Source organism: Streptomyces sp. NBC_00252 (assembly GCF_036187565.1).
GTDB lineage: Bacteria > Actinomycetota > Actinomycetes > Streptomycetales > Streptomycetaceae > Streptomyces.
Genome location: NZ_CP108087.1, coordinates 419,540 through 443,022 on the forward strand (window position 1 = coordinate 419,540; position 23,483 = coordinate 443,022).

Here is a 23,483-nt window from a genome sequence, read left to right on the forward strand (position 1 = left end):
GAATCCTTTCCGATGCGCGAACGCGTCGCGGGCTTCCGTGGAGCAGCCTCCGAGCCGACGACTCAAAGGGGTATTCGTGGCAAAACGGCCATACGGTTGCGTTGCTTCGGAATTTCGACCGGACGGCCTACCGGCAACGTGGCGATGCGGTTCGGAAGACGGCGAACCGGGCCCTCGACCCGCTCCCCCCAGCCGGACTCCGCGTCACGACCGCCGCAGACTCACCGTGCCCGTCGCCACGGTGCGGTCGGCGACGGTCATGGCGAAATGTGCACCCAAGTGATCCGAGACGACGGCGACGGTGGCTCCCCTGGCCGGTACCGCCGACCGGATGTCCACCCGCAGCCCCGCCACGGCACGAGACGTCATGCCGGAGGAGAGGAGGACGGCCTGCCGTCCGGCCTCCAGCACGGCCAGTACCGTCAGAAGACGCGGCCGGCCCGGCAGGAGGACGGGGTGCGCCGGGTCGCGCGGAACGACCACCAAGCGGCCCTGTGGTCCACGGGCGAGCAGCACATCCGCGTCCGCTACCGCGCCCACCGCAGCCGCACTGGGATGCAACAGGCCGAACCCCGGCGCCGCGACGAGAGGCTCGCCCTCGTCCGGGACGGGCCGCGCGCAGATCATCGTGCAGGTCGCGAACACCTGCCTCGCGTGCAGGTACTCGGCCGTGACGCGGAACGAGTCCAGTGCACCGGCCCGCGGCACGACGTCGCTCAGCGTCACCCGGACCCGCACATGGGTGGCACTGCCGCTCTCCGACGGCTGTAGGCCAGGATGCAGTCCCAGGCTCACGGATACCGCCTCGAACCGCTGATCCCCGGCGGTGCGGAGATGCCCGCGCTGGACGGCCGCGGCGATCTGCCGGGTGGACTCGACGACGATCAGGGGGTGATGTTCCACGACGTTGACGCGTTCGTTCAGCGGATGCATCCGCGGCCACTGACACTGCGCCTCGAAGGAGCGGTCTCCCTGGCGGCGCAGTGCGACGACCAGCATGGAGGCCACCGTCTCAAGGCCCAGGACCCGCCAGGTCAGCTCCCCCTCCACGCCCTCCGCGCCTGTCGCCCACCCGGCACCGGGCATTTCGGAGGACGCCTCTTCCAAGACAGGCGCCTCGCGCACCGCACCGTCAGGCATGGACCCTCCTCGCTCGGCCGGCAGGTCGTCTTCGACCGCACCGCACTGGGTCTTCGCACCGGGCCGCGCCGACGGATGCACGACTATGACGCATACGTACGGAATCATCCCGTTGGCGGCCTTTTCGGACGCAGGGCACTGCTGAACCCAGGTCGCCTCGTCGGCCTCACGTTCCTCCGCCCCGTCGCCCTTCGGCGTACCGCGCCGTCCGCTGGCGTCCGTACCCGTCGGGCAGATGCGCGTGATCCGCTCCACGCGGCGGGGAGGCAGTCGTCCTCCTCGCGACCGTCCTGTAGGACGAGCTCCCGTCGAGGAGAGGGCAACGACGTCACCCAGCTGATCCCACTCCGTTAGGCTGCGCTGCCCGCGCGGGGCGACCGTGCGTTCTGGCGAGCGATGCCGTGAACTCCGGCCATATCAGGCAACATTCGCCCTGGCGATGGCTACTCTGACGACGTGGCCGATGAGAAGGTCAGTGCGAGCGATTCGATCCGACGCCCTTCGTGGGACCACCCGGTGGTGGCCACCATTGCGCTGGAACTGGGCGGCCTCACGTGCTCCGGGTTGATCGCCCTGATGGGGTGGCCGTTCGGGTGGCTGCCCGACAGTGATTTCCTGCTGATCGAGACGGGCCTGATCGCGATCGGGCCTGCGGCCAAGTTGTACAGCAGGGCGGGCCCGCCGCGTCGGCTCGCTGTTGTTGCCGCTCTCCTCGCGCTGGCAGCGGTGAGACTGCTCGTGGCCGCAGCAGTGAACTGGGCCTTTCCCGCGCTCACTGATCCGGGCGTCGCTGTCCTCGTCGGCTACCTTGTTGCGTTGCCCGTCGGCGTGGCTGTGCTGGCTCGGTTCCTCACCAGGGCGAACGTTGTTTGATGCGGCATCGCGGGCCGGTTGGAGATGAGTTACCGCCGGGCGGTGACGCCCGGCAGGCCGCGCGGGCGGATGAACGCGACGATCCGCTCGCTGAACTGGGGCGTGGTCGCGGTGGGCGCACCTCTTGGCGGAGTACTCGCCGCCAGGTCTGTTATCGCCTCGCGCTGTGGACCGGGCTGTCGGGAGCAGTCGTCCAGGCACTAGGGTCCGTCTTCAAAGATCATTGAGTGGTGGATCATGGTCGGGTGATACGCCGCCATGAACTCACCGACCTGGAGTGGGAGTTACTTGCTCCTCTCATACCGCGTGCCGCGACGGGACGACCGCGCGTGCCAGACCGGCAGGTCATCAACGGGATGGTCTACAAGATCCGGACCGGGGTCTCCTGGCGTGACCTGCCGGAACGCTACGGGCCGTGGCAGACGGTCTACACCCGCTTTCGCCGCTACGCGTTGGACGGCGTGTTCACCCGGGCACTCCAGCAGATCCAGGCCGACGCGGACGCTGTCGGCGACATCGACTGGCTCGTCCAGATCGACTCCACCATCGTCCGCGCCCACCAACACTCGGCCGCCACCGGCCGAAAAGGGGATCAGCCGGCCGGACGAACCGGACGATCACGCCCTCGGCCGATCCCGAGGCGGACTGACCACCAAAATCCACCTCGCCTGCGACGGCCGCGGCAGGCCCCTGGCCGTCCTGCTGACACCCGGACAACGCCACGACAGCACCTGCGCGCGTCCCCTCCTGGAACGCATTCGCGTCCCGCGTATGGGACTGGGCCGACCCCGTTGCAGACCCGACCAGGTCGTCGCCGACAAGGCTTACAGCTCTCGTGGTTTCCGCGCCTACCTGCGCAAACGCGGAATTGCATGCACCATCCCGGAAAAGACCGACCAGAAGCGTCACCGCCACAATCGCGGCTACCGAGGAGGCCGGCCACCCGCTTTCGACCGCCAGCTCTACCGTCGGCGCAACGTCGTCGAGCGCTGCTTCAACCAGCTCAAGGGCTTCCGCGGCATCGCCACCAGATACGACAAGACCGCCACCTCCTACGAAGCAGCGGTCAATCTCGCGTCATTCCTACTCTGGGCAAGATCCGTTTGAAGACGGACCCTAGTGCCGGCGTTTTCTCCCACCCGGAGGGCTCGTACCGCCGACGAGCTCGATCTCTCGGCAGCCGACTTGGGTACCGGGCGGAAAGGGCAGTGCGGATGTCCCCGGGAGCCCCGACTGTTCGAGGCGTGTGCTGTCGTCCTGCTGCTGGTCGCGGTCGGCGCTCCGTCGCCGCGCGCCCCGGCCCGCGTCGCGGGGGCCGGGGCGCGCGAGAGGCAATGAGTCGGCCCGGGAGCGTCGGTCGAGTACCCGTGGCCCTCATGACCCGCATCGGCAACAGTGGAGCCACTCCCCCCGTGACGGCCCTGCTGTGCTGACGAACTGGAGTGTCCGGACTCAGCAGCTGGTGAGCCACTTGTGGGAGAGCACCTTCAGGCCGGGGCCGCCGCTGACGCCGGGGCCCTTCACGCCCTGTCCTATGCAGCCGAGATACCCCGAATAACCCGTGCCGGAATAGAGTCCGACCCCCGCGTACGAGGACGAAGTCCCGTTGTTCCAGACCGACTTGACGTTGCGGTCATCCGCCCATGAACACGTCACGGTACCGCTGGTCCAGTCATTGTCGGCGTTGCTCCAACTGCAGCGGTTCCCTGTGTAGTTGATCTGGTCCCAGACGCACAGGCTGCCGGAAGGGCAACTCGCGGCGGCTTCGGCCGAACCCGGTGCCAACAGGCCCAGAGCCGCCACCGTGGCGGCGACGACGCCCGCGCTCACAGTCCTGCGGACGGTGCGTGTAGTGACGTTCATTCGTGATCCCTTCCTGTAAGTGATCCTTCCGGCCAGGAAGACGTCTCCGGGCCGGCCCCCTCGGCGATGGGTGCACCGATAGTGGAAGGCCGACCTTGCCCCGACCTGGTGGAAACCTTGTCCGCCCCGCACCCTCAGGACGAAAGCCATGGATCCCTGTGCCCGCCCCTGAATCGACCTTGAAGTCGTCCAACGGGGCCCCGGCGTCGCAGGGTTGAAGGTTATCCCCCGCCGGTGGGTGGTCGAGCGGATCTTCGGCTGGCCGATGCGCCCGCCGTCTCGCGCGCGACTACGAAACCCACCCCAGAGGGCGTCCTGCCGTTGGCCATGTGCAGCAGCACCAGATCCCAGGAGTCGAAGTCCTCGCGCAGTCGGCCCGTCGCCGCGCAGGGCGGCCCACACGTCCGGCGCGGCGGCCGACTCCAGCGGTTCGCGGACGGCGTCCGGGGAGTATTAGTGGACCGTACGCAGTGCACGGAACCGTTGCGCGAGTGGACGCGGGCGCCGCCGACAACCGTCGTGCCAAGGCGAGTTTGCGCGTCCCGTCCGAACGCAGGAACAGCCGCGGGCCCCACGTCAGGGAGAGGACGCGGTGACGCGGTGTACGCCGCCGCGCGAGTGGGTCCCGTGAATCCCGGGCAGTGCGCCGTTCCCCGCGTCACCCGTCCTGCGTCGCGGGGTCGTCGTCCTGGAGGTTGCGCCAGTGATCGACCTCGAACGTGACCTGAGGGGTACGGGTTTCGCTGTCGGTGCGGTGGACGGCGGCGGCGATGCTGATCGTGAAGGCGTCGGCGGTCGTGGTCGCGCCGCGGTCGTGGAGCAGGGTGGCGATGCGGCTGCGCAGTTCGTCGCGGATCGTGGCGGCCATGGTGAGGTCGCGGTCCAGAACCGTCGCGCCGCCGCCGTGGCCGGCCAGCCGGACGGACGGCAGCCGCAGCCCGTGTGCCAGGTTCCAGAGGCCGGTGCGGACGATGTGCTCGGCCAGGTGGTCGAGCTTGTAGCCCGCACTGTCCGCCAGGGCGCCGGACTCCTCGAACGGGATGAAACGGTGCTCGGGCGCGGACACGGCGTGGCCGTGCAGGACGACCAGGGTGAGCGGATTCGCCTCGGCCGAGGCGTGGTCGTCCGAGAGCAGTTCCGCGTGGGACTCGTGCATCGACTCCCCGGGACGTCTGCTGTACGAGCGGAAGTACCACTGGTGCTTTCCGTCGATCATGGAGGCGACCTGCGGCATGGCTCTGGCGGCTTGTTGGAACGTACGGTTCCGCTCCTCCTCGGAGTCGCCCCGGTCGCGAGCCTCCCTGGCGGTGGCCAACAGGTCGGCGAGCCGGGCCCTGGACTTGAGGGCGTCCTGCCACGCCGGGTCCGCGCCCACCTGTCCGGCGAAGCGCGCGCGCTCGTGCAGCCGGGCGGCGAGCGCGCGCAGTTCGGTGGCGGGGCTGCTCAGGTTCTCCTCGACGGCGGCGTTCATCTCCGCCTTGTTCCTGCTGACCCGGGCGTGGTTCTCCAGGGTGAGCTGCGACTGGCCGTCCTCGCTGGCCAGGACGACGGTCGCGAAGTGGTAGCCGAAGTGCGATGTGTTGCTCGCGGTGGGCTTGGCGTAGTTGACCGCCAGGGTCGGCTTTCCCTCGTCGTCGGCAGCGCTGATCGACTGGACCAGGTAGCCCTCGCCGACCTCGGCCCAGGCTCCCTCGTTGATCCCGGTCCGCAGCGCCGCCCGCGTCACGGCGTCGCGGCGCGGGTCGTCGACGTACTCGTAGCTGAGCGCGCTGCCGTACTCCCGGCCGGGCATCGGCGCGCCGCCCTGACCGCCGACGCCCCGGTTGTCCCGGGCGATCTGCTCGGCGGCCCAGGACGGGCCGGTGACGGCCGGGTCGGTCAGCCCGTCGGCGACCTCGGCCAGGGACTCGGCGAGATGGTGTGTGCCGGTGACCTCGGCCGTGTCCAGGGCGCTGATCCGGCCGGTCGAGACGCGTCCCGGCACCCTGAACACCACGTGCGAGGCCCGGAGTTGGCCGGACACCATCTGCGCGAAGTCGCGGCAGGTCTCCTCCTCGGACCTCTCGGACCGGGTCAGGAACCGCGGGGTGACCTGGAGCAGCGGCGGGGTGGGCAGGGTGTCGCCCCGGGTGAAGGTGAGGGAGATCTCCGGATCGGCTTTCAGCCGTACGCTGCTGCCCGCTGCCGCCAGCTTGGCGTTGGCCTGGTCGACGGCCTGCTCGGTGGCGTACGCGTGCTGGCTGAGCCCGCCGGCGTCGATGGCCAGCGTGTGGTCCTGCGAGACGTGGATCGCGGGGAAGTCCTGGACGGGGACCACGCCGAGTTCCTGGGTGGGCAGGTACAGCGGAGTCGCCGCGGAGCCGACGGGGTCGGCCGTCAACCGCGTTGCGGGCAGCCGGTGGAAGAGCACGGCCTCGTCGTCGGTGAACCGCACGGAGTACTCGTCGGTGGTCAGGCGCTGCGGCCGCAGGTGCGCGAAGTGGTCGGGGCCCGCCGCCGAGGTGGTCGGGGCCCAGTGCGGGTCGCGGCCGGCCAGCCGGATCCGCTCCAGCTTCACCTTCCCGCGCACCACCCGGGTCAGGTCGGCGTCCCCGCCCGACGGTGACCAGACCCGGTTGCCCGTGGCGGCGAACACGGCTTGCGGCAGACCGAAGGCGTCCGCCGGAAGGCCGCGCACGGCCAGCACGATGTCGGCGTCCGGCGGACGGTGCGGATCGTTCGCCACCAGGTGGACGAAGTCCTCGACGCGTGCAAGCCGGAATTCGCCGCCCGGAGTCTCCAGGGTGATGTGGCCGTTTCCGGCCCGGGCCAGGACGACGTAGGAGCCCTCGGCCCACGGCATGGCGTGCACGGTCCGTTCACCGCCGTCCTGGTGGACGTGGTACCGGGTGGGGTCGAACGCGGGCCGCGCGATGCCCCGCCAGTTCCGGCCACCGCCGGTCAACTTGGTTCCCTCGCCCCAGACTTGACGGGTCAGCTCCCTGACCTTCGCGTCGGACAGGGTGGCGAACGGCGCGGCGGCGGGGGGCCGGGCCGGGGCCGACGCGTCCCTCTCCACCGCGAGCAGGACCTCTCGGGCGGCGGCTCCGGTCAGCCCCGGTGCGGCGACGCCCGGCTTCCCGTTCTCTCCCGTGTACGGCAGGTCACGCAGGACCGGCCCCGATTCGGTGACCTCGGCGATCGTCCGAAGGTACGTGTCGGGTACGTCGATGGTGTCGACGTCCGCCATGACGCCGGTCCGGTCTGTCTGTCCCTCGCGGCGGCGGAAGAGCGTCGTGACGTCGTGGTAGCGGTCGGGCAGACCGCTGTAGTGCAGCAGTTCGTGGAGGGCGCGGGCGTCGTCCCGCACTCCCTCGTGCTCGCCCAGCGGGAAGGTGAACTGGTCCCATGCGCGCTGCGGCGCTTCGCCCCGGCTGATCTCGACGGCCTCGGGATGGTCGGGCCGGTGCTCCAGGTCCACGTCGATGTGCAACTGGTCGCCCGAGCCGGGCAGTCGGCGCCCGTCGTTGACGTGGGTGTCGAGCAGCGACTGGAGCCGCTCGCGGTAGGAGGCCAGGTCAGCGGGGCCGAATCCGTCGCCGAAGCGCACGGGGAGGTGCAGGGAGAGGTTGCGGACCCAGCGGCCGTCGTCCGCCTGGATCCGGGCGACGGCCGCGCGGACCACGACGTCTCGTCCGGCCAGCAGCCCGGGCCCGGGACGCTCGGCCAGTGGGTCGCGGGCGGGGTCGTACTGCTCGGTCCTGACCACGGCCCAGGCAGCCTGCGCGCGCCGGGCACGCCACTGCTCGGGCCGCAGGGGCGGCCGTCCGTCCGAGGGCGGTGCGGACGGTACGGCGGATGCGGGGGCCTGCGCCGCGTGGGACGGAGCGGGGGACGCCGTGCCGTGGTCCGCCGGATGTTCGCCGACGATGGACGGCTCGTGTTCCGTGGCCTGCGAGTGGGTGACGGTGATGACCGCGCGGCGGCGGGCCTCCGGAGTGTCCTGGGCCGGGTCCGTGCCGTGCGGGAGGTCCGGGCCACGGGACTCGGCGCTGATCGTGAACGCGTCCGACGTCAGCGGGGTGCCCAGGTCCCGCAGGTGGGCGTCGAGGCGCCGGGCGAAGAGGGCGCGGACGCTCTCGGCCCGCTCGGCGCCTACCTGGACCGCCCTGCCGAAGTGGGGCAGGCCGGACACGGACGCGGTGCCGTGCCCGGTGACCAGAACCGCCGGCAGCCCGAGCCCGCTCGCCACCCGCCGCACCGCGTCGTCCGCCACCTCGGCGGCCAGCGCGTCGACGTGGGCGGTCTCGGCGGGCCCGGGCGTGGTGACGTCCTCGGCGGAGAACGCGATGCCGCGTGTGAGCGCGGTGGGCGCGGCAGGGGCCGTGGGCTCCGTGTGGGCGGGGGCCGTTGGCTCGGTATGGGCGGGGTGCGGAGCGGTTGCCACGGCACCGGGGCGGGGGGCGCGGGGGAAGAACTCGGGAGAGCCGGCGTCGACGGGGCGAGGCACGCGGGAAACCGACTCGGAGGTACCTGCGTCGGCCGGACGCGGCACGCTGGAAACCGAGTCGGAGGAACTGGCCTCGGCAGGGCCGGAGTTGGGCGGAGAGAGGCGGGAGGGAGGGGCGGCGGCGGGTGCGCGGCGGGGCGGGCCGAGAGAGGACGGAGCAGTGGAGGTCTCCGTGGATCCGGAAGGAGACGGAGCGTTGCGGCGGCGGGACGGGCCGAGGGAGGAGGGAACGGCGGGGCGGTGCAGGGAGCCGGCGAGGGACGATGCGGCGGGACGGTGCGGGACGGCGAAGGGCGGCGGGGCGGAGGAACGTGAGGCCGACGAGGCACCGGTACGGCGAGCCGATCCCGGAGCCGGCGGAACCACGGCGCTCGAAGCCGACGACGTGCCCGGAGGGCGAGTCGAACCCGAGGCGAACGCGGTCGCCGAACCCGACGCCGACGGGGTGGCCCGGTCGCGGGGTGTCGTCCAGTGGAAGATGTGGCCGGTGACGGTGCGCGGGGTGCCGTAGGGGCCGGCGTCGTCGTGGGCCCGGACGGTGAATCTGACGGGCTGGCGCATCAGTGAGGCTGCGCCGGTGAGCTTGGCCTTGCCGGGTTCCGTGGCCGCGATGCCGTGCGGCGGCTCCGCGTCGGGGGTGGGCCTGCTCGGTGTGCCGGGTGTACGGGTGACGGGGCGGGTGGAGTCGAAGGTCGCGTCGCGGGTCATGCGCGCGGTGGACAGGGGGATGCTGCCCGCCGGGTCCTCGGTGAGGACGGCGAGGTCGAGCGGGGAGACGGACCAGTTGTACGTGTTGGTGGCGGCGGTGGCGGACTCACCCGTGACGGCGACGGAGAGTTCGTCGTCGGCGGTGTCACGCTGGCCGACCTCCTCCGGGGGCCCGATGGCCTCCATCGACAGAGTGATCGAGGTCCCGGGCACCCGGTACTCGGTGCCCGGCGTGTTGAGCAGGTGGAACAGGGCGGGCAGCGACTGCCCGGAGAAGACCTGCCGGATCGCGAACTGCTCCTCCAGGGAGAGGCGTTGCTCCTGGCTCAGATCGTGCTCGTGTCCCAGCCGGGGGTCGGCCGTGAAGGTGTCCACGAAGCGGGAGACGGTGTCGGTCAGCTGCGTGGGCAGGGTGGAGCGCGCCGCCCATCGGGTCAGGTCCGCCCCCTGGGAGAGAGCCCACGAGTAGTAGGTGCCCAGGTGTCCGAGCAGGCCGTCGCCCCAGGGGCGGGGGGTCGCCTGGACCTGGACGGCGGTGTCGTGCAGGGACTTGGCGTTGTCGAAGCCGACCAGGTCGTGCCCCTCGCGCAGGGCGTTGTGCCAGCCGAGCCGCTCGGCCGGGCCCGGTCCTGGCCGCGGGTCGAGCTCGATGGCGAAGGGGTGCTCGGCCAAGGGGGCGGGGCGGGCGTCGTCGCCGGGTGTGTGCGGGTGGGGCGGGGCGGTCGCGCTCTCGGTGAGGGACTCGGGCACCCAGGCGCTCGCGCCGTAGGGACCGATGGTCCGTGGTTCTTCCGGGAGGTGGACGAAGCGGCCCGTCTCGGTGCGCCGGGTGACCGTCACTTCGTAGCTCAGGCCGGTGGTGAACCGGGCGTTGGTGTCGCCGTAGCCGGACGTCTTGTGGCCGACGGTGGTGGTCACGCCTGATTCGGCGCTGCTGCCGCGGCCGCCTTCGAGTCCTCCGGCGGGGGTGATGGAGATCGAGTTGAGGTGGGGCACCGCCGGAGGGCGCACGGAGGCCCGCAGGTTGGCCTCGGCGCCGAGGCTGCCCTTCGCGCCGGCTTTGCCCTTGACGGTGTGGGCGGCGGTGACGTCACGGGTCAGGGGGCGGTCCGAGCGGGAACCGTCGTCGCGCCAGCCGTCGGTGATCCCGCGCACCAGCACTTCGGTGACGACGTGTCCGGCGCGCGTCACCTCCACGTGCCGTTCCAGGATGCCGGGGCCGACGAGTTCGTCGTACCGGGCGGCGAGGGTGTCCGGTGAGTAGGCGTCGGCGAACGGGAGGGCCGACACCGGGACGGTGCTGGCGTCCGGCCCGCGCAGCTGCCGGTCGATCTCCTGGAGGACGGGATCGGTGCCGGGCAGCTCCACCAGGGCGCCGCCCGAGATGCCGAGGTCCAGCAGGGTGGCGCGGCGCTCCGGAGGCTGGGCGGCCGGGTCGGTGAGGGCCGCGTTGTGCAGGCGGGTCACGTCCTCGTCGGAGAGGAGGACGTGGATGTCGTGGTGGTGACGGATCGGGCGGCCCACGTGCGAGGCTCCGGACGCCTCGGTGAGGCGGCCGGCGATGCTCACCTCGGCCGTGGCGCGGTAGACGTGCCAGGTTCCGGTGTGGCTGACCTTGCGGGTGGTGGCGGTCTGCTGCTTGAGGGTGTCGACCTGGTCCCACTGGCCCCCGGCCTTGCCCTTGCCGCCGCCGCGCACCTGGAACGTGGTGGTCAGCGCGCCGGTCGCGGTCTCGGGGAACAGACCGAAGTCGGGTCCGAGGCTGCCCTTGACGGACGACGACGTCTGGTCGGCGACGGTGGTGGCTCCGCTCGCCTTCAGCTCCAGGTCGAGGGTGTTGTCCCCGGACAGCGTCTCCTCGTAGTGCAGGTCGATCAGCCGGGTGCGCACCGACAGGCCCACGGTGTCGGGGGCCCGTCCGGTGCCGACGTGCCGGTCGAGCGTGTTGGCCCAGCCGGAGTGCGAGGCGGACACCAGACCGGGCAGCTGGGCGCGGCCGGCCAGTGACGTCACGGCCGCGTCGAGTTCGGGGATCCGCGGTGGTTCGACGTCGGGCTCACGGGACCGGTACGCGGCCTCCAGCGCGGCCCGCGCCTGCCGTTGGAAGCCGGCCTCGTCGGTGACGTGGGTGACGGCGTGCGACTGCGGCAGCCGGGCGGGCCGCAGATACCGGGGTGCGGAGGCCGACCGCTCCGTGCGGCGCACCTCGACCCGCATCCGGTCGTCGCCCGCGAGGGTCACCTCGCGTACGGTGTCCGGCCCCTGGCCGTGGGCCGGGCGTTCGGCGGGCAGGGTGCCCGGCGGGGTTCCCTCCCGGTGCGGGGCGACCAGGACCCGGTACGTCACGGGGTAACTGAAGGCGTCCGCGGGCCCCTTGTGCTGGAACGTCCGCTTGGCCTGGGTCTCGCCGGACGCGACGGTCTGCCGGGACGGGCCGTAGGAGCCGTCGACACCGAGGTTGCCGAACGCCCGGACGGTGTCCGGCGGGTTCAGCGCGCGGCGCAGGTTGCCGCCTGCGCTCAGGGTGTGCTTGCTCCCCCGGGTCACGGCCTTGTCGGCGGCATGGCCCCTGACCACCGTGTCCTTCGCGGTGCCCGCCGCTTCCCCGTCGTGGCGGCCCGCGCCGATGTCGGCCCGGACGACCACCTCGTACGTACGACCGGGCAGCCCTGGCAGATGGGAGGTGTCCAGGGTGATGCGGAAGGTGCCGTCAAGGAGTTGTCCGCCGTCGGCGCGCAGCCCGGACCGGGAGAGGCGCTCGCGCAGCAGGCGTTGGTTCTCCATGGCCTGCGGAGTGATCCGTCCCGCCGCCGCGCCGTCGGGCGGTGGGAGGGTGCCGGGGGCCAGTTCATGCAGCCGGTCGGTGATGTGCTGCTCCAGCTGCCGGGCGCCGGGCAGGTCGACGAAGGCGGTGCGCGCGGCGGTCAGTGGTCGGCGCAGGCTGTCGGCGGCCGGGGCGGGAGTGCGGCCCCCGGGGGCGTCCGCGGCGGGTGCGGACGGATGGTGAACGACACGGACGACCGTGCCGGTGCGTGGGGCGGGCGGATTCTCCGCGTCGCGCGGGGCCTCGTCACGGGCGGGCGCGGGGACGGGTTCCGCGCGGACCGCGTGCAGGCCGTCCGTGCCCGGGGAGAGCCGCTCGCGCAGTACTTCCAGCCGGAACCGTACGTCCGTCCTGATCAAGTCGCCCGTGCCCGGGTGCTCCAGGCTCCGCTCCAGCGAGAAGGTCTGCTTGCCCTTCTCCTGGTGGGCCTGGCTGTACGCGTAGGAGTAACCGCCGGTGACCGTCAGCCAGGACGACTCCTTCGTCGTGCTGCTCTGCCACATCCGCCGCGCGCCGCCGCCGTTCAGGCCGAGACCCCAGCCGGAGGTGTCGGTGCGGCCCGTGGCGTGCTCACCGGTCTCCGCGCTGGTGACGGTGTCCTTGTCGGCGACCGTGCCCTCGCGTGTCGACGTGCCGGGTTCCAGGGTGAGCCGGAGCCAGGCGTGGCCGCCGTCGCTGAGGTCGAGCCGTTTGGAGGTCAGACCCCAGCCGGCGGCGTGCTCGAACCCGTCGACGACGTTCTTCGGGGACAGGAACTCCAGGATGTCGTTGTGCGCGAGGCCGTCGGGGCGGCCCTCGTCGGGCAGACGGCGGAAGACGTCCTCATGGAGTGCGTCCAGCCCGGTGACGTCGAGCGGGCTGCCCTGCGCACGGTCGGGGTGGTCGCTCTCCCAGCCGTTCCAGCGGGCGGCACGACCGTCCGCTGGAGCCGGATCCGTGCGGGTGACCTCGGCGGTCACGTCGGCGGTGAGCGGCGCGCCGGCGGGGCGAGGGAGCGGGCGGCCGTCGGGACCGGTGACGGTCGACTCGTAGTGGAAGGCGGAGACATAGGTGTCGGTGGGGCCGGTGAGCGAGGTCTTGGTGCCCGTCTCGGTGCCCGCGTTCACCGAGGTGTCGGTCGCGTGCGTGCTGCCTCCCGCCTTGACGGAGGGGGTGATCAGGCCCAGCCGGTCGCCCCCGGAACCGTCCGGGAGGATCACGGTCGGGGCCAGGTCGAGGCCCGCCGTCGAGGTGGTCAGCGCCGTCTTCATCGGCACGGCCACGCGTTTGGTCCCGGCGGACCGGTCGAAGCTCTTTCCCTCCTTCTCCTCGGCCGGTGCCTGGTCCGCGCGCAGCTGCCAGGGACCGGGCCGGGCCGTGAGGACCACGTCGTGCAGGTCGCCGCCCGCCCGGAGCTGGAAGCGCCAGCCGCCGTTGACCATCTGCTCGTGCCGGGCACGGAAGGTGGCCGGGTCGAACTCGGCGTCGAGCTTCTGGACGACCTGGCGGTCGGTACGGTGCGCGGCGGGCAGGGCCGCCACCACCTGTGCGCGCAGGTCGTCCGGGCCGGGGGCGTCGGTGATCCGGATGCCGGCCAGCGACCGCTGATGCGGGCCGCCCAGCCGGGCGGGCGGGCCAGGCGGCTCGGGCGGCGGCGCGGGAAGGTCCGCGGTCTCCGGGTCACCGGCCCGGTGCTGGTCGTCGACGGGCGGAGGCGGTGACAGCGGGTCTCCCTCCGGCTCCACGGTCTTCGGCTCCGCCTCCGCGGCCTTGACCGGCGCTGCGGGCTTGACCTGCTCTGCGGGCGGCTCGGTGAGAGGTTCCGCAAAAGGCTCTGCCAAGGGGTCCGCGAGGGGATCCCGGGCGGGCGGTGTCCCTGGCCGTACCTCGGGCCGTACCTCAGGCAGCGCCTCGGGTCGGCCGAGGCGCGCACCGGGCGCCTGCTCCGACTCCGGTGCGCGCAGGGCGGGTTGCTCGACACGGGGGTGCGACGACACGTGCGTGACCGGCGCGTCGGAGCGGATCAGCGGCGGCTCGGCGAGGGCGGTCGCGGACGTCGCAGCCGTGGACTCGGACGGCGGCCCAGCCGGTCGCGGAACGGGTTCCTCGGCGGGCCGCAGGACGGAGCCGGAACGCGCGGGGTCGATGTCGGGGTGCGGGAGAGGCGAGCCGTCGTGCCGGGTGACGGGCTCGTCGGGCCGCGCCGGTTCCGGGGCCTTGAGGAGGAACTCCGCCGGGGCATGGACGAGTTCGGCCTCGTTGAGGCCGGGCCGGAAGCGCAGGAGGGGTTCGCCGCCCTCCTGGTGCGATTCCACGATCTTGCTGAAGATGCCCTTGCTGAAGGGCGTGGTCGGCTCCCAGTCCATGTGCGCGCCGTGCATGACGGCCATGTCGGTGGTCATCATGGTGTTGACGACCTCGCCGTACGGCTCCCCCGCCAGCCGGGTGCCGCCCGGTGTGTGGATGTCGAACACGTCGTGATCGCCGGTGATCTCGGTCCAGTCGCCCTGACCGTCCCGGCCGTACACCAGACCGTTCTCGACCTTGAACCGGCCCTCGGACACAAGGCCGGCCATCACCGGCGCCAGCGTCTCGAACTCCTCGGCGCGCTGCGCGAACCGTCTCTCGAGCCCCTCCCACGTCCGGTCGTCGAGGTTCCCGCGTTCGGGCCGGACCGGCTCGAAGTACCCGATCAGACCGCGGTGTTCGGCCTTCGCTCCCAGCAGCACGTCCAGGTCGTTGACGGACTTCGCCTTGATGTCCTTGGGCTTCGGCAGCTTCCCCTGATCGAGCCATTCGGGGGCGGCGGTGTTCGTCGGCCGGACGTCGATGACGAGATTGCGCGTCCGCGCCAGATCCCTGAACCTGTCGAAGTTCTTCTCCGGCATGCCGTACTGCGAACGGGCCAGGGACGGGGCCACCGTCCGCGAGGATCCGGCTGCCACGTCCGTGTCCGACGGCGCGTGCGCGGAGGGCGGTGCCTGGTGCGGGGCCTGCTGCGGCGCGGTGTCCGGAAGGCTCGACGGGCTCGTCCGGCGGCTGGTTCCGTCGGCCACCGGGGCCCGGGGGACGAACTCGTCGGAGGGCGGAGCGGACGCCTCACGGACCACGTTCAGCAGGGGCGGCAGATCCGTTCCGTAGAAGTCGGCCTTCACACCGTCGGACATCGCCAGGAACTCGTTCTCGGGCTCGTACAGGAAGAGGGTGTGTTCGGGCTCGCCGGAGATCGGTGCCCTCCTCTGGAGGTACGTTCCGAAGACCTGGTGCAGCGGGATCTCCTGCGAGGTGACCCAGAACGCTCCCAGCGTGTGGTTCTCGGTGTCGTTCTGGTCCTTGTACGGTGCCAGCAGGCTGTACGAGTCCGCGGGCCCGCGCCGCAGATCGATCTGGGCGTGGAGGTCCGGCCTGCGCCCACCGTTCGTGTCGTCGACGACGGATCGCTTGTCCAGGCGCAGGAGTCGGACGACGCCTCGCTCCGGGTCCACGTTCGGCATCTTCACCCGGTTGAGGATCTCGTGGGTGAAGACGTGCTGGGCCACGATGCTCCGCACGTATTCCGGGGCGAAGCTCACCACCGGCATCGGGTCGTAGTGGCCCGGGACGTGGGCCTCGTCGTTCTTCACCTCCATGCCGTCCAGGCGAGCCATGTAGAAGCCGTCGTCATGCCGTGCCGGATGGAAATGGCTCATCAGCACCTTGAAGCGCTGCGCCGAGCTGGTGTTGGAGCCTGCCGACTGGCCGACGGCCCACTCGGCGAGCCAGTCGCTGTCGCCGCCGTTCTCCTTCAGCCAGGTGTGGAACCGCGCCGACACACCGTCAGGGCCACCCAGTGAACCGCCGATCCGTCCCGTCGGATCGTCCGGGGAGACCAGGGCCCACGACGTGACGGCGTCCGCGTCGCTCCCGGTCCGGTCCCCCCAGTGCTCGTTCACGACCAGCTCAGGCGGCAGCCGGTCCAGGAAGTCGCTGTCCCCCATCAGCATCTGCACGCGGAGGAACTCGCTGCGGTACTCGGCCGTCCAGCCGCCGCCCTTCAGGGCGGTCTCGGTCTTCAGCAGGCGCTCGGCGCGCTGTCGTTCCCGAGCGGGCGTCTCCTTCGAATCGACGACCTCCTGCGCACGTTCGGTGATCAGGCGAAGCCGGTGCTCCGCCGCACGCGCCAGGGCGTCATGGGCCCTGTTCCGGAATTCCCAGAGCTTCCAGTTGCCGCTCCCGCCATCCGCCAGCAGGTGTGCCACATCGTTTTCGTGGGAGTAGGCCACCGGCAACGTGGAGATCGTCTGGCCGGACCGGTTCTCCTGCACGACCAGCCCGAGAGGGAAGGAGGGCTCGTCGGCCCACAGGGTGTGTGCCTCGAACGGTCCGGCGGGCAACGCCTCCAGCAGCGGTACGGACGGGGTGGGCAGCGGCGCCTCGTCCGCCTCCGGCTGCTGTCCGGTGGCGTCGGTGTGCGCCGTCCGCTCCTCGGACTCGGGCGACGCGGAACGGTCCGGGCTCCCTCCCGCTACGTCCGTCCCGTTGCCGTCCCCCGCCGTGTGGTGGGCCGGAGCCGGTACGGGGGCCGGGCCCATCCAACGGGACGCTCCGGGCACAGCGGTGGGGACACGCCTGGCCGGCGTGTCACTCTCCGCGTCGCTCCACTCCGACTCCGGATCCGACTCATCGCCCGAGTCCTGCTGCCGCCGACTCCCCAGGGCGGCTTCGAGCGCCCTGGCGAGGTCCGCCTGGGTCGTGGTGCGCGGCTCCACATCCGCCGACGCCTTCTCCCCGGTGCCGTCGAGCGGCTCGTAGCGCGAGGGCTCGGAGACCGGGTCCACCCAGGTGTGCGCGCGCTTGTGGGGCGTCGCGGCCTGACGCACCTGTTCCCATTCGGCGTCGTGCGGAAGTCCCGGATGTTCAAGGCGGAGGTCGCCGACGACGGCGGCGCTCAGCTGTAGATGGCGGTCACCCAGGCCGCCCCTGCGCAGCCCCTCGGGCGATGCGGTGTGGAAGTCGCCCATCAGACCGCCCTTGACATCGGGGCGGTGCGGAACAGCCGCGTCACGGTATTCGTCACGCAGGTTGAGCACCTGGTGCCCCAGCTCGTGCGCGTACACGATGGGCTCCGCGTCGGTCCGCCACCTCCGCTGGTCCATGACCCCGTCGCCGTCGACGAGGTCGACCGTCAGGTGCGCCTCCTCGCCGGGCCTCGCACGCACCGCGGTGACATGCAGCCGGTCACCGGTGCCTGGACGGTGGTCCGGGCCGGGCAGGTGGTACTCCGGGGCGTTGAAGTACGCCTCGACGCCGGCCGTCACCTTGGCCCAGACCGCGTCCGTGTCGTGTCCTCCGCCACCGTTCCGGAAGGCGACCCTGACCGTCAGGTCGGTGACCGGCTCGCCCCGGTACAGGAACCGCCGGGCCTCGAAGGAGGACCGGACGACGATGCGCGGTGTGCGGTCGAGCTTCATCCGAGGGGGCGGGACCGAACCGGCGGGGTGTCCGCCCGGGGGCGGGGTGGGGTCCGGGACCGGCGCGGCGGCCTCATGGCGGGGTCGGCCGGAGGCCGCGGCGGTCTCCGACTCCGGTACGGGGGCGGCGGTTTCGTGCGCGGTCGCCCCGGCGCCCGCCTCGGGTTCCGTGATGCTCGCGGTGGCGGTGGGCTCCGTCGGCCCGGCGGTTTCCGGTCCCGCGTGCGTGCGCGTGTCCGCGGCTGGCGGAGTGCCGGATTCCGCACGGACGGACGGCGCCGGGCCGGTCGCGCCGGTGCCGCGGTCGGTGCCCGTGCTCACCGTGGACGGACGGGTATCAGCACCCGACGGAGGGCCGGACTCCGAACGGACGGACGACGCCGCGCCAGTGGCGCCGGTGCCGCGGTCGGTGCCTGCGCTCACCGTGGACGGGCGCGCGGAGCCGGTGGGGGTGGCGGTGCCGGAGCCGCTGGTGGTCGTGGGACGGCCTCCGTTCGCGACCGTGGTTCCGGTGCCGGCCGCGCCGCCGCCCGTCGTGGCGCGGGTCGGCGTGATGCCGGCCGTCCCGGTGCGGGTGGCGGTCGAACCACCGGCGCTGGGCGTCGTGTGCGACGCGGAGGTGACGGTGGTGGTGAATCCGGGCAGGCCGTTCTCGTGTTCGGCGGTGACCGGGGTGGACGCGGCGTGGGTCGTCTCGTGCACGGCGGTGGAGCTGCCGGTGCGGGAGGCACTGTGCTCCGTCCCGGCGGTGCCGGTGGCCGGGCTGGTCGTGGCCGCCGAACCGGTCGTGTGTCCGGTCCCGTTCGTGCCGGCCGTCGCCGTGCTGTCCGCCGGTTCCTTGAAGGTGTCCGTGCCGGGCAGTTCCGTCTTGGCGGCCGACACCACTCCGGGCAGGTCGATTTCCAGCGCCGTCGGCAGGTTCACGTGGACGGGGTCCACCGTCACCGTGTCGCTCTTGCCGCCGAACCGCCGTTTGCCTCCGCCGCCCAGGGCGCCCAGCGCACCCGCGCTGATGGACGTGCCGAACTCGTCCTCCCCGCTGTGGTAGATGCCGTACATGATCCCGGAGGTGCCGATGCCGGTGGCCGCGCCGAGGATGCCCTTGCCGAGCAGCGAGTGCGCGAACTTCGGTGCGAGGACGCTGCCGACGCCGAAGAAGAGGCCGCCCATGGCCCCGCCGATGGCACCCGACACCACGGCGGAGACGGTGTTGTCGGTGGACCACTCGGTGCGGTCGCCCTTGAGGAACTGGATGGTCTGGACGGCGACATCGAGGCCGACGTTCATGGCGACGCCGGTCGCGACCGAGATGAGCAGCCGGCGCAGGATCATCTTCACCGCGACCCGGGCGGCGGTGATGGCCAGCGGGATGACCTCGGGCGCGAAGAAGATCCACTCCGCGATCTGCGCGGCCAGCAGGATGAGCTGGCCGATGATCATGTACTTGGAGTACTCGACCTGCACGGCGGTGTGCTTGCCGAGCTTGCCCAACTGGTTCGCGGACTCGGCCATCTCCGGGAGGCTGGACTCCAGTTGGGTCACGAAGGCCTGGAACTCGTCGGCGACCTGCCCGCCCACGCTCTCCAGGACCCCGTTGCCGGACGCGCCGATCTGCCCGCTGATGCCCTTGAGTTCCTGGGCCGCGTCGTTCCACGCCTGGCCGAGGGCGTGCAGGTTGTCCTCGTCTCCCTTGGGCCAGGCCTGACCGACGGCGAGCCGGGCGACCCAGGCCAGCTCGGGGGGCATGTCGACGCTCATACGGGACTCAGCGCCGGGTGTGGTGCGACGACGAGCCGCTCGTCGTCACGGAGTCGGCCGCGGGTGTGACGGCGCGCAGGGTCTCCACGTTCTGTTCCTCGGTCCGCGCGAATCCCCTGGCCATGGTCCGGACGCCGTCGACGGTGCTGTCGAGCACGTTGCCCGCGCCGGTGATGCCGGCGCTGAGCTGCCGCTTGGGCTCGGCGTACTGCTCGAGGAACTGGCGTCCGCTCTCGTCGTCGCCCCAGCACGCGCCGAGGGCCTCCAGGCGGCCGTCGAGCTTCGTCGCGATGGACCTGATGCGTCCGGCCAGCTCCTGCATCTGCGGGGCGGCCTGCTCGAGCCGTTCGGTGTCGACGGAGAAGGTGCCGTCACTCATCGGGGCCTCCCTTGAAGCCGTGGTCCACGTAGTCGCGTACGGAGTCCGGCATGGCCGGGTCCTCGGGCAGTACGGCGGCCGGGTCGACCCGGCCCTGGAGCAGGTCGGGCACGGTCACCCCGGGCGGCAGCCGGTCGGCGAGCACGCCCGAGACGCCCTCCAGCGCCTCGGCCCTGGCCTGCCGCAGGGTGGTGAGCAGCACGTCGGCCAGCTCCTTGGGCGCCATCCGCCGGTAGGCGCCGGTGGGGAACTCGATGGCGGTGACCTCCCCCTGGGCACCGACAGTGATCTTCACCGTCTGCCGGGGGGCGGTCACGGTCGACGTCGTCTCGTTGATCCGGCGCCGGGTCTCGGCGGCCTCGTCACGCTGGCGGCGGTACTGGTCCAGCAGGTCCTCGATCTGCTGGTCGTACGGACCGGGCATGTGAACTTCTCTCCTCTCGGAAGGTGTCGGACGGGCGTGTGAGCCGGTCAGAGGGTGGCGGCGGAGTCGCCGGGCGCGGTGCCCCAGGTGGTCTCCGACTGGACCAGCAGGTCCGCGATGCCCCGGGGTGCCGGTTCCTCCTCCGGCTCCTCGGGCTCTGCGGGCTCCTCTGGCTCGTCCGGCTCGGGGCCGCCGTCGCCGCAGAACGCCTCACCCAGGGCGCCGGTTCCCACGCCGGCCACCGCACCGGCGCCGGTGCGGTCCGGCTGCCACGTACTGCGCGGCTCAGCGGACTCGCCCGGCGCCGCCGCGACGTCCTCCGCCTCCCGCTCGTGATCTCCGCGCACTGCCCACAGCAGAGGCACGAACGCACCCGCACCGGCCTCCCACGCGGAGAAGTCCTCCTCGCCGTCATCGGCCGACGGCTCCGGAGCTACGGCGCTGACGGGGGCCGGCAGCGGCATGCCGTCGGACCCGACCGCGACCGGGGCCTCGGCCGTGGTCGCGCCGTGTTCCGCCGCGCCCGCTTCCGTCGTGCCTTCCTCCGCCGGGGCCGCCTCCCCCGTACGTTCGTCGCCCCGGGCGTCCGTGCGACGCGTCGTCGCGCTGGTCGTCCCTGGTGCGGCCGTACCGAAGCCGGGCAGCAAGGGCACCCCGGGCAGGGCCCCTGTCACCGAGCCCGCCTCGTCGTCGCCGGTCTCGTCGTCGCCGACCCAGGGCTCGGTGCTCGGGTCGAGCAGCCCGGAGGCGTCGGTCCGTTCGTTCGTGCCGTCCCGGCCCGCGCCGGAGGCGCCCGTGCCTCCCATGCCCGGCAGATAGGGCATCCCGGCCGTGCCCAGGCCCTCGCCGCCGGCGGCCGTGCCGAGTTCCGAGCCGACCTCGTCGCCGCCGGGGATCTCCTCGCCGTCCCAGGGATCCGCGCTCGCGTCGAGCAGCCCGGAGGCGTCCGTCGGCTCGGCCGTCTGACCGCCCGCGCCGGCCCCTGAGCCGCCCATCCCCGGCATGTACGGCATCCCGGAGGACGTCGCGAGCGGTGAAGGGGCGAGCGAACCGGCGGACAGGCCCTCGCCGAGGCCGCTGTCCAGTCCGCCGGTGAGGCCGTCGGCGAGGCCGTCGCCGAGCCCGGTGTCGCCGAACGCGGCAGGGTCGGCCGTGGACAGGCCGCCGAGGGAACTCTCCCCCTCGGACCCCAGACCGCCGGTGCCGAGACCCGCCAGGCTGCCGAGCCCGGGGAAGGAGAGGGGGTTCAGCGCGCTGTCGAGGGCCGACGGGTCCAGGCTGTCGAGGCCCAGGTCCCCGAGTCCCGTGCCGTCGAGTGCGGACGGGTCGAGGCCGGTGTCGCCGAGGTCGGACAGGTCGCCGGGAAAGGCGGTCGGGTCGGCGGACCCGTCCAGGCCGGCCAGGTCTCCGACGTCGCCGATGCCGTCACCGGTGCCGGTGCCGCTGTCCAGGCCTGTGTCGGGATAGCCGGACAGGTCCGACAGGCTTCCGGTGTCACCGATACCGTCGCCGATGCCGTCGCCGATCCCGTTGTCGGACCCGCCGAGATCGGGGTCGTTCACGCCGGCGTTCGGGTCGGGGAGGCCTTCGTCGTTCCCCGAGCCGTCCGGGTTGTTGGTCGGTGAGGTCACCGGGGTCGGGTTCACGATGGCGTCGGTCGTGACCTGGTAGGAGTGCGCCAGGTTTTTCAGCACGGCACGCATGTCGTCGGTCATCATCGCGACGAGTTCGGGCTTCTGACTGATCGGGATCAGTCCGTCCGACATCGGGGTGACGCCCATCAGCACGGCCTGATGGGCGTACCAGACGTCGATCTCCGCGAGTTTGTTCTGCGCGCTCTGGAAGGCGATCGCGTTGTTGGCGAGTTGATGGGGGACGGAGTGGTCGCCGGTCGAACCTCCGGACAGGACATCGGCGTTGGCCTTCACCTGGCGGGAGAAGTTGGTCATCATCGTGAGGAAGGAGTCGGCCGCGCTGCCGCCCCAGGGCCCGTTGTCGCCGGCCAGGGCCTTGGCCTGGTCGACCAGGCTCTTCGTGATGCCTTCCAGGACGCGCTGGACGTGGAAGAAGGCGTTGGCCGCGTCCAGGAGCGACTGCGGGTTGGCGATGGACCGGGCGTGCGCCAGGTTCGACTCGGTGCCGACTCCGGACGACATGCCGTAGACGGCCGCCTTGATCTGCTTCCAGTCCCAGTTGTCGTAGTCCGTGACGCTTCCGTTGGACGAGCCGTCGGGGTTGCCGAAGATCGTCCCGTCGTCGCCCTGATGGAAGCCGCCGCTGTTGTAGTCCGGCACTTTCGCTCTCCCGCGCAGCGCGCCTAAGTGGTGGTGGTGTTCGGGTTGCCGGTACCGGTGTTGCCTGTCATGCCGGTACCGCCGTTCGACGTCATCACCGTGTTGAAGTCGGCCGTGGTGGTCGTGAAGGCGTCCGCGAGGTCTTGGGCCGTCATGCCGTTGGCGTCCTCGGTGGTGGCGTACTTGTGGCTGAGCCCCTTCACCCCGTCCCGCAGGTCCGTCAGGCCTCGGACCAGTGCCGTCAGAGCGTCGCCGTAGCTCTTCTTGAGACCGGCGTCGGCATTTGGGCCGTTGACCGACGTGCGCATGACGTTGGCGTGGTAGAACGCGCCCGGCGCGACCGAGACATCGGTCAGCGCGGTGGCGACGTCGCGTACCGGCTGGATCAGCAGGTCGATGTTGGTGGCGAACAGGTCCAGCGACGGCGTGCTGACCGAGGTCCCGTTGTGCCCGTCCCCGCCCGGTACCGGCGGAGGCACGAAGGGGTGCAGGTCGCTCAGGATGCCCGGGACGTGCAGGACGTCCGTACCACCGTGGTAGTGGTGGTCACCAGTGTTGCTGTCGCCCGTACTGCTGTTGCCGTTGCCGTTGCTGTTGCTGTTGCTCTCGGCGCTGATGCCGTCCGTCATGTCACTGCTCCCAGAGACTCACGCCGTGCCGCTCACCCGCGTAGTAGGACTCGTTGATGTGACCGAGGGAGTTGGTCGCGTTCTGCGACTGGGTCACCATGTCGGCGGCGGCCGCGTCCCACTTGGCCTTCGCGACGTCGTAGGTGGCGCGGGCGTCGCTCGTCCACTCGCTCAGGTGCACCTTGGCGCTGTCGTCCAGGTCGGTCAGCGCGGCCTGGATCTTCCCGCTGATCGCGGTCATCTCACCGACGACGTACTCGATCTGGTTCATGTTGACGGTGTACGTGGGCATGGCTCGCTCCTCGTGTGCGGGGTGGTCGGGGGTGGGGTGGTCAGAAGCCGGGCAGCGGGGTGGTCATGCTCTTGTGGAGCTGGGTCGCCGTGTCCGAGGTGGCCTGGTGCGTGGTGTCGTAACTCCCGGTGTTGGCCTGGAGCTTCTGGAGCATCAGCTCCAACTGCTGCTTGACGGTGCCGAAGTCGCTGAGCCAGGTGTCCATGGCGCCCTGGAAGGTGGTGGCGGCATCACCGGACCAGTTGCTGCGCAGGGTGTCGATCTGGCTCTGCATCTGCGTGTACGTGGCGTTGACCTCGTCCAGGGCGGTCTGGAAGCTCCCCTGGGCGATCTTCATGCCCGAGGTGTCGACCGATGTGTTCACGTTGCCGGCCATGCTGT

Annotated in this window: 11 protein-coding genes and 2 pseudogenes; 4 read left to right on the forward strand and 9 right to left on the reverse strand. The window is 71.7% G+C overall.

The window, feature by feature from the left end; all coding sequences use genetic code 11:
- Positions 1 to 204: 204 nt before the first annotated feature.
- Entirely contained in the window at positions 205 to 1,140 is a 936-nt protein-coding gene (locus OHT77_RS01890) for an AfsA-related hotdog domain-containing protein (protein WP_328826144.1), read from the reverse strand.
- Between the two features lie 456 nt (positions 1,141 to 1,596).
- Here OHT77_RS01890 and OHT77_RS01895 point away from each other — a divergent pair, with 456 nt between their 5' ends.
- From OHT77_RS01895 to OHT77_RS01905, 3 genes and pseudogenes are all read left to right on the forward strand, one after another.
- The gene (locus OHT77_RS01895; protein ID WP_328826145.1) at positions 1,597 to 2,013 is read left to right on the forward strand and encodes a hypothetical protein; all 417 of its coding nucleotides are present in this window, start codon (positions 1,597 to 1,599) and stop codon (positions 2,011 to 2,013) included.
- Between the two features lie 18 nt (positions 2,014 to 2,031).
- Positions 2,032 to 2,240: pseudogene (locus OHT77_RS01900) on the forward strand (MFS transporter); the annotation flags it as partial.
- A gap of 18 nt (positions 2,241 to 2,258) precedes the next feature.
- Positions 2,259 to 3,120 (forward strand): IS5 family transposase gene (locus OHT77_RS01905; protein WP_443047871.1). Its coding sequence is split into 2 segments (ribosomal slippage): positions 2,259 to 2,624 and positions 2,626 to 3,120, totalling 861 coding nucleotides; the frame shifts between segments, so codons are not numbered across the junction.
- Positions 3,121 to 3,465: 345 nt separating this feature from the next.
- On the opposite strand, the gene OHT77_RS01910 is transcribed toward OHT77_RS01905, so the two are convergent.
- A complete protein-coding gene (locus tag OHT77_RS01910; protein WP_328826146.1) occupies positions 3,466 to 3,876 on the reverse strand; it encodes a peptidase inhibitor family I36 protein in 411 nt (136 codons plus the stop codon).
- 172 nt (positions 3,877 to 4,048) lie between these two features.
- Between OHT77_RS01910 and OHT77_RS01915 the strand changes: the two are divergent.
- Positions 4,049 to 4,181: pseudogene (locus OHT77_RS01915) on the forward strand (IS5 family transposase); the annotation flags it as partial.
- Between the two features lie 353 nt (positions 4,182 to 4,534).
- On the opposite strand, the gene OHT77_RS01920 reads toward OHT77_RS01915, so the two are convergent.
- The 7 genes from OHT77_RS01920 to OHT77_RS01950 are packed head-to-tail and all read right to left on the reverse strand — an operon-like array spanning position 4,535 to position 23,478.
- A complete protein-coding gene (locus OHT77_RS01920) occupies positions 4,535 to 19,084 on the reverse strand; it encodes a WXG100-like domain-containing protein (protein ID WP_328826147.1) in 14,550 nt (4,849 codons plus the stop codon).
- Between the two features lie 7 nt (positions 19,085 to 19,091).
- Positions 19,092 to 19,463 (reverse strand): WXG100 family type VII secretion target, encoded by a 372-nt coding sequence (locus OHT77_RS01925; RefSeq protein WP_328826148.1) that lies wholly within the window; start codon positions 19,461 to 19,463, stop codon positions 19,092 to 19,094.
- Positions 19,456 to 19,887, reverse strand: a complete 432-nt coding sequence (locus tag OHT77_RS01930) for a YbaB/EbfC family nucleoid-associated protein (protein ID WP_266779160.1) — start codon at positions 19,885 to 19,887, stop codon at positions 19,456 to 19,458. Before OHT77_RS01930 ends, OHT77_RS01925 begins: the two co-directional genes overlap by 8 nt.
- A gap of 47 nt (positions 19,888 to 19,934) precedes the next feature.
- Positions 19,935 to 22,181, reverse strand: a complete 2,247-nt coding sequence (locus OHT77_RS01935) for a hypothetical protein (RefSeq protein WP_328826149.1) — start codon at positions 22,179 to 22,181, stop codon at positions 19,935 to 19,937.
- A 23-nt stretch (positions 22,182 to 22,204) separates the two neighbouring features.
- Entirely contained in the window at positions 22,205 to 22,810 is a 606-nt protein-coding gene (locus OHT77_RS01940) for a hypothetical protein (RefSeq protein ID WP_328826150.1), read from the reverse strand.
- Position 22,811: 1 nt separating this feature from the next.
- The gene (locus OHT77_RS01945; protein WP_266779154.1) at positions 22,812 to 23,102 is read right to left on the reverse strand and encodes a WXG100 family type VII secretion target; all 291 of its coding nucleotides are present in this window, start codon (positions 23,100 to 23,102) and stop codon (positions 22,812 to 22,814) included.
- A 40-nt stretch (positions 23,103 to 23,142) separates the two neighbouring features.
- Positions 23,143 to 23,478 carry a WXG100 family type VII secretion target gene (locus OHT77_RS01950; RefSeq protein ID WP_328826151.1) on the reverse strand — a complete coding sequence of 112 codons (336 nt, stop codon included), beginning with the start codon at positions 23,476 to 23,478 and terminating at the stop codon, positions 23,143 to 23,145.
- Between the last annotated feature and the right edge of the window lie 5 nt (positions 23,479 to 23,483).

What these genes read in the sequence shown, in the direction of transcription:
- OHT77_RS01890 (WP_328826144.1), bottom strand. Translation starts at nt 1,140, where the DNA reads ATGCCTGACGGTGCGGTGCGCGAGGCGCCTGTCTTGGAAGAGGCGTCC.
- OHT77_RS01910 (WP_328826146.1), bottom strand. Translation starts at nt 3,876, where the DNA reads ATGAACGTCACTACACGCACCGTCCGCAGGACTGTGAGCGCGGGCGTC.
- OHT77_RS01920 (WP_328826147.1), bottom strand. Translation starts at nt 19,084, where the DNA reads ATGAGCGTCGACATGCCCCCCGAGCTGGCCTGGGTCGCCCGGCTCGCC.
- OHT77_RS01925 (WP_328826148.1), bottom strand. Translation starts at nt 19,463, where the DNA reads ATGAGTGACGGCACCTTCTCCGTCGACACCGAACGGCTCGAGCAGGCC.
- OHT77_RS01930 (WP_266779160.1), bottom strand. Translation starts at nt 19,887, where the DNA reads ATGCCCGGTCCGTACGACCAGCAGATCGAGGACCTGCTGGACCAGTAC.
- OHT77_RS01940 (WP_328826150.1), bottom strand. Translation starts at nt 22,810, where the DNA reads ATGACGGACGGCATCAGCGCCGAGAGCAACAGCAACAGCAACGGCAAC.
- OHT77_RS01945 (WP_266779154.1), bottom strand. Translation starts at nt 23,102, where the DNA reads ATGCCCACGTACACCGTCAACATGAACCAGATCGAGTACGTCGTCGGT.
- OHT77_RS01950 (WP_328826151.1), bottom strand. Translation starts at nt 23,478, where the DNA reads ATGGCCGGCAACGTGAACACATCGGTCGACACCTCGGGCATGAAGATC.